Annotated in this window: 5 protein-coding genes; 2 read left to right on the top strand and 3 right to left on the bottom strand. The window is 73.1% G+C overall.

Annotation, left to right across the window (positions count from 1 at the left end):
• Window positions 1-140: 140 nt before the first annotated feature.
• Both ABT063_RS43750 and ABT063_RS43745 read right to left on the bottom strand, forming a co-directional pair.
• Complete coding sequence (locus tag ABT063_RS43750) at window positions 141-3080, bottom strand: SUKH-4 family immunity protein (RefSeq protein ID WP_351066541.1); 2940 nt, start codon at window positions 3078-3080, stop codon at window positions 141-143.
• Between the two features lie 8 nt (window positions 3081-3088).
• Window positions 3089-4117 (bottom strand): SMI1/KNR4 family protein, encoded by a 1029-nt coding sequence (locus ABT063_RS43745; protein WP_351066538.1) that lies wholly within the window; start codon window positions 4115-4117, stop codon window positions 3089-3091.
• A 353-nt stretch (window positions 4118-4470) separates the two neighbouring features.
• Here ABT063_RS43745 and ABT063_RS43740 point away from each other — a divergent pair, with 353 nt between their 5' ends.
• Both ABT063_RS43740 and ABT063_RS43735 read left to right on the top strand, forming a co-directional pair.
• A complete protein-coding gene (locus ABT063_RS43740; RefSeq protein ID WP_351066537.1) occupies window positions 4471-5010 on the top strand; it encodes a YwqJ-related putative deaminase in 540 nt (179 codons plus the stop codon).
• 79 nt (window positions 5011-5089) lie between these two features.
• Window positions 5090-5584 (top strand): SUKH-3 domain-containing protein, encoded by a 495-nt coding sequence (locus ABT063_RS43735; protein ID WP_351066536.1) that lies wholly within the window; start codon window positions 5090-5092, stop codon window positions 5582-5584.
• Window positions 5585-5666: 82 nt separating this feature from the next.
• Here the strand turns inward: ABT063_RS43735 and ABT063_RS43730 are convergent, their stop codons facing one another.
• Window positions 5667-6977, bottom strand: a complete 1311-nt coding sequence (locus ABT063_RS43730; protein WP_351066535.1) for a sensor histidine kinase — start codon at window positions 6975-6977, stop codon at window positions 5667-5669.
• Window positions 6978-7085: the final 108 nt, after the last annotated feature.

The following is a 7085-nucleotide window of genomic DNA, read 5'->3' as shown; positions in this document are numbered from 1 at the left end:
TCGCTCGTTTTTTTTAAAACCCCCACACCCCCCCCGCTTTTTCCGCCCACCCCACGACGGCCACGGGGGCGCGCCGGGCCCCCACGCCGGCCCCCGGCCCTTTCGGAGGACTTCTCAGAGGACCTCTCAGCGGGGAAGTCTCACAACAACCCGTCCCACATCTGCTCCAGCAGCACCGACCACCAGCTCTCCGGGGAACCGAGCGCCGCCGGGTCGAGGGAGGCCAGCTGGGCCTGGAAGTCGACGGTCCACCGGCCCGCCTGCTCCTGGTTCAGCCCGAACCTGAGCCGCCACATCCGGCCCAGCAGCGCCAGGCACCGCTGGAACTCGGGCAGCCCCGTGTTCACGAACTGCGGCGGCACGGGCCCACCGCCCGGCCCCGCCTCCACCGGCACGGCGACGATGTTGGCGGTGCCGTACTGCACACAGATCGCCTTGCCGAAGTCGCTGCCCATGACGAGGTACGAGCCCGCGTCCGAGGCCGGCTGCACCCCGCGCTCGGCCGCCAGCTCCGCCAGTGTCGGCACCGGCCGCCCCGGCTGGGCCTGCGCCCAGAAGAACGGCCCCATGTCCATCGGCAGCCCCGCCACCACCAGCGAGTGCGCCACGACCGGCGGCACGCCCTGCCGGGACACGGCCACCTGCTCGAACCGGAAGAGCCCCGGGCCGAACGCCCCCGCCAGCTCCTGCGCCACGCCCTCCGGCGGAATCGGCGGCGTCGGCTGCACCTGGGGAAGCGGGGCGCGGATGGGCGCCGGCCGGGCAGGCCCGTCGGCCACCTGGTGCAACTCGCCCTGATGGGCGAGCAGTTGCCGCATGCCCTGCTGCCGGCTCGCGTGATCCGTGCCGTACGGCGCGATGCTCGTGATCCGCGCCTGCGGCCACTGCTCCCGGATCATCCGCGCGCAGTACGCGCCCGGCAGCTCGCACGACTCCAACTCCGTGTGCAGCTCCAGGACCTGGTCCGGCGGCACGTTCATGGCGCGCAGCTCGTGGAAGATCTGCCACTCCGGGTGCGGCGTGCCCGGCGCCGAACGCCGGATCAGCTGCTGCTCGGAACCGTCGTGCGCGCGGTAGCGCAGTACGGCCTGGTAGCCGGGGCCGACGGTCGGCTGCCCCTGCTGGGGCGGGTAGCCGTACGACGGCTGCAGCCCGGGCACGGGCTGCCCGGGCGGCGGCATCGCACCGGGGGGCGGCATCGCGCCGGGGGGCGGCATCGCGCCGGGGGGCATCGGCTGGGGCGCGCCGGGAGGCATGCCAGGGGCGCCGGGGGCCGGGGGCGGAGGCATACCGGGAGCCCCGTGGCCCGGAGGCGGCGGAGGCGTGCCCGGTACGCCGGGGGCGTGCGGCGGAGGAGGCGTGCCGGGGCCACCCACCGGGGGCGCGGCCAGCACGGTCTCCGCGTGATGCACGGCACCTCGCGCACCGCCGGAGGAGCCCTGCGAACCGGGGGCACCGGGGGCGCCCGGAGGCTGCGGCGCGCCGGGCGCACCAGGCATGCCCGGGGCGCCCGGGGGCTGGGGGGCGCCGGGGGTGCCGGGGGCACCCTGGGCGCCGGGAACACCAGGAGCACCGGGCGGCTTGGGCGCACCCGGCGCGCCGGGCACACCAGGAGCGCCTGGAGGCTGCGGCACGCCCCCACCAGGACCCATCCGCCCCGGATCCGCAAGCATCGTGGCGGCCTGATGCACACCACCCGGAGGCGTACCACCGGGCGCGCCCGGGGCCCCGGGCGGGTTCGGCGCACCAGGAGGATTCGGGGCTCCCGGAGTATTCGGCGCACCAGGCGGGTGCGGCGCACCCGGGGCCTGGGGCGCCCCAGGCCCCTGCGGAGCCCCCGGTCCCGAACCGGGACCCTCAGGGCCCTCGGGACCAAACGCCGACACGAGCTGCGTCGGCACGTACCCACCCGCCGGCGTGCCCGGCGCCCCCGGGGCGCCCGGCGGAGGCGGCGGGTTCGCACCCGCGCCCCCACGCCGCGGCGGAGGCGCCGCCTTGCTCGTCGCGGCATCGGCGATGTCCTCGGCATGCGGCGGAAGCGGCCGCCCCGGCGCACCGGCCCCCGCGGCCGGAGGCTGAGGCGCCCCCGCACCACCGTCGGCCCCCTGCGGATAGCCGTACGACGGCGCACCCGGCGGAGGCGGAGGCGTCGCACCCCCAGCCGGACCACCCGAAGACGGCGAACCCTGCGCACCCCCACCCTGCGGATAGCCATACGACGACGGAGACGGAGGCGGAGGCGTCGCACCCCCAGCCGGACCACCCGAAGACGGCGTACCACCCGACGCGCCCAGCGCATTCGGGTCGTCGAGCGCCGGCTCGAGTGCCGTCGGCGGAAGCTGGCTGCCGCCCGACATCAGCGCCGTCTTGGCGTCCGGCGTCGCCGTGGGCGGCGCCTGCTCGTCGTCGGCGCCGCTCAGCGGCGGCGCGAACACGGTCGCGGGCAGCGGCACGGAACGGTCCTCACCGGCGTCCGCGTTGGTGTCCGTCCCGGCCCAGGGCGTCGCCCCGGGGGGCGCCCCCGGCGCACTCGGCGTCGCGGGCGCCGGCCCGCCACTCGACGCACCAGGAGCCCCCTGCGCAGGAGTGGCCGAAGCACCGGCCCCGGCACCACCGGATCCAGGCACCCCACCCTGCGTCTCAGGCAACGACGACCCACCGCCGCCCCCGGAAGCAGCAGCCGCACCGGCCCCCCGCCGATCCGGAATCCCCAACTTGTCCGCCGCCTCCTGCAACCACTCCGGCGGAGTCAACAAGAACGACGTCTGATTCAGATCCACCCGAGCCGCAGGCGCCGGCGCCGGCTCGGCCCCGCCGTCCGGACGGCCGTACTCCTCCTCGTACCGGCGAATCACCTCACCCACCGGCAACGACGGCCACAGCGTGGCCTCCCCGCTGTCCCGCGCGATCACCAGCCGCTGCGCGCCCCCGTCCGAACGCGGCCCCTCCGCACGGTCCTCGGCCCACACCACGAACCCGAGCCCGAACTCCCGCACCCGCACCTCACGATGCTGGTACGACGGCACATCCCCGTTGATCCACTCTTCCGCACGCTCCTGCGCCTGCGCGAACGTCACCATCGCGAAGCTCACTCCCCCACCGAAGACGCCGAAGCCGAAGAACCCGCGGAAGAGGCCGCCGCATCCGCGGGCACCGCACGCGCGAACCCACCGTCCACCATCAGATTCGCCACCGTCTCCAACTCCGGCGGATTGCCCGCCAGCCGGGACAGAAACGCGTCGAAGTCCTCACCGCACGGCAGCAGCAACCGCTCCACCCGCTCCGCCGGCGGCCACGCCGGATCCACGTCCCGCGCATCGTCGTACGCGCAGAACCACACCGAACCGGCCCGCTCGCCCTTCACCTTCACGGCCAGCAACCCGCCCTGCACGAACCCGACCCCCAGATAGTCCTTGGTCAGATGGTCACGCAGACACTTGTTGACATACACCAGGTCATTGACCGCCGCCTCGTCCCGCACCGTGAAGAACGGCTGGTCCACCAGCAGGCCCAACTCCGCGTCCAGCGCCGCGCCCACCGGCGCACACCCGCCCGCCGCCTTCAGGAACGACCGGTACGTACCCGGCAACCGGAACCCGAGGTCCTCCTCGACCCCCTGCACCTGCGACTCCGTCACCGCCACACCCGACTTCGGCAACCCGAAATGCGCCGGACGCGTCTCCTGAAGCGGCCGCGTGCCCCGCTTGTTGTGGTCGACCCGCGCCACCGCGATCCCACCGTGATGCCGCAACAACGCCTTCACCTCGACCGGAACCAACTCCAGCCGCCGCGAACCCACCACGTGATGCCACGTCCAGCCGTGCGGCGTCGCCACCGCCGGCACCGTGTCCCACAACTCATGCCCGCTCGCCGCCAACGCCGCGTTCGCCGACACATAATCCGTCAGCCGCAACTCGTCGACCCCGAAACCCTCCGGCGGCTCGGCGATCTCCGCGGCCGCACGCGCATACGGCGAGAAATCGGGGTAGCCGCGCTCGTCAACCCGCACCCCTCTCGGGTGACGGGCCGCCCGGACCGGGTCCGGGAAATGCACGACCTGCGCGGCGTAGGCCGCGTTCGGCGGCGCGGCTTGCTGCCCGAGCCGACCTGTCGTCATGGCGGTTGCCCCCTGCGGCACTCTGTACGACCCGTAGCGACCAACTCTGGCTCACTACGCCCCGTAGCGACTGTCTCGACCGTCTCGACTTCCGTACTCGACTTCCGTCTCGACTTCTCTCCGTGTTCACTCCACGCGGTGACCGCGTGGATCGCGGTGCGGACAGCCTATGCGGTACGACGACACCGGTCACCGGGCACCGGTCAGCGGCCCTCCGCTTCCGTGACCAGCCGTCACCCCGCCGTGACAGCCCGCCCAAACCCGGGCGTGTCGCGAAGCCCAGCTTCCCCACCAGCCACGCCATTTGGCAGTCTGTCTCCGCCGGGGGGATGCTCGGGGAGGGGATAACGATCATGAACACGACGCAGACGGGACCACAAGCCGCACCGCCACCAGGCACGCCCGCAACCGTGTCCGGCGATCCCCGCATCGGCTGGAGCAGCACCGAAACCCCGCACGCCCCCGCCCTGCGCCACCGCCGCGACGGCATACTCCCCACCGTCGCCGCCGCCCTCTCCGTCCGCGGCGCCACCCTCACCGGCACCGCCGCCCGCGGCGACCAGCCCCCCACACTGCACCCCCTCGTCCAGGACTTCCTGGACCGCCTCCCCAGCGCCGGGCGCGACCGCTTCACCGGCCGCTGCGCCGAAACCACGCTCATCTCCCGCCACATCACCGCCGCCGACGCCGCCCGCAGCAAACGCGCCGCCCGCAAACCGATGACCAACGGCGAAGCCCGCAAAGCACTCAAGCAGGCCAAACTCACCGCCCGACGCATCCGCGAGGACGGCGACCCACTCCACGGCAGCTTCGCCCCACCCTGCCGCGCCTGCACAGCCCTCAGCGCCCACTTCGGCGTCCGCATCGTCGACCCCACGACGACAGACGGCTGACCCCCACACCCCCGGCAAGGAAAGCCGCACGGCAGCGCCCACCGGGCGCCGGTCCGCGAACCCGACGAACGAAGAGCAGATGCACCCCGACCGCACCTCCACCACGCGCTTCCCCGTACCCGTCGACGCCGCCCTGCGCGCCGCCGGCTGGCAACCCGGACGCTGGGACATAAAGCAGGCCGAGATCTGGGCCGACGCCCTACGCGAACACGCCTCACCCGCCGGACACCGGCACGCCGTCTTCCCCGCCGCCGTCGAAGCCTGGGCCGAATTCGGCGGCCTCCACATCACCCCGACCGGACCCGGCCGCCAGATCGCCCCCGCCGCCCTCCACTTCGACCCCCTGCACGGCCTCCACATGGCCCGCACCCTCAGCGACCTCGGACGCGCCCTCGACACCGAGGTCTGCCCCCTCGGCGCCGAAACCGACACCCAGGCACTCCTCGCCATCGACACCGACGGCCGCGTCTACGCCCTCGACCACACCGGCGACTGGTACCTCGGCCCCAACCTCGACCAGGCCCTCGCCACCCTCGTCTCAGGCATAGAACCCACCCGCCTGACAGCCGACTGAGCCGACTGAGCCGACCGAGCCGACCGAGCCGACCGAGCCGACCGAGCCGCGACAAGGACGACCACGCGGGCCGGCCACACGGTCACGACGCCGGAATCACCGCCGACACCCGAAAACCCCCCGCCTCCGTCGGCCCCGACACGAACACACCGCCCAGCGCCAGAACCCGCTCCTTCATCCCCACCAGCCCATTACCGCCGGACGGCAACCGCGCCGACGACGCCGACACCTCGTCCGGCGGCTCGTTCTCCACCTGCATCGCGATCTCCGACACCCGATGCGCCAACCGCACATGCGTCTTCGCCCCCGCCGCATGCTTGTGGACGTTCGTCAACGCCTCCTGCACCACACGAAACGCCGTCTGCTCGATCTCCGCCGCATACGACCGCGCATCACCCTCCACCGACAGATCGACCACCATCCCCGCAGCCGCCGACTGCCCCACCAACACCTCCAGATCCGACAGCCAAGGCCCGTCCGCCGCACCCTCGTCATCAGCCACCCGCGACGCGGCCGCCGCAGCGGCCACCCCCACCGCCGCCAACGGCACACCCTCCCGCCGCGCCACGCCACCGTCCCCACTGCGCAGCACACCGAGCATCTCCCGCAACTCGGTCAACGCCTGCCGCCCCATGTCACCCACCAAAGCGGCATTCTTCACAGCCTTCTCGGGATCCTTCCGAGCCACCGCCTGCAGCGCAGCCGCATGCACCACCATCAGACTCACCCGATGCGCGACAACGTCATGCATCTCCCGCGCGATCCGAGTCCGCTCCTCATTCCGCGCCCACTCGGCCCGCTCCTCGGCCCGCTCCGCCAACAACTGAAGCTCCCGCTCCAGACTGTCCGCCCGCTCCCGCAAACTCTCCATCAACCGCCGCCGCGCCCCCACGTACAGCCCCAGCAGAACCGGCGGCGCGGTCAGCCCCAGCGACGTCGTGATCGATGCGAACGGGACAAACCAGTCCCCGATCGTCAATTCCCCCCGCGCCATGTCCTGCCGCACCTGTACGAACGTCACGATCAACGTCCCCACCAGCGACATCCCCGCCAGCGACCCGATGATCCGCCGCGGCAACTCCGACGCCGCCAGCGTGTACAGGCCGACGATGCCCATCAGGAAACCCATCTGCGCGGGCGTGATCGCGATCGCCACCAGCACGACCGCCACCGGCCACCGGCGCCGCACCACCAGCACGGAACCGGCCAACAGCCCGAACACGATCCCCGCAGCCACCGGAATCCCCGCGTCCTGCGCGAACGGATACCCCTCCACCGCGCACTCCGCCGACGACACCACCGCCAGACTCACATCCAACGCCGCACCGCGCCGCCGCACCCACCACCACGGCCCTCCCGAGGCCGTCGTGTCGTCTTCCCCCGTCGTGGTCATGCCTCCAGCCTACGGGCGCCGGCCGCCCCATTTCCGGCGAGTTTCCGTGACTGGCCTACACCACACTCCGTGACCGAACGGCGACGATACGGCCCGAAATCCCTCGAA

Origin of the sequence: Streptomyces sp. NPDC002838, assembly GCF_040295365.1 — a bacterium.
Lineage (GTDB): Bacteria > Actinomycetota > Actinomycetes > Streptomycetales > Streptomycetaceae > Streptomyces.
This window is presented reverse-complemented; position numbering and strand designations above follow the sequence as displayed.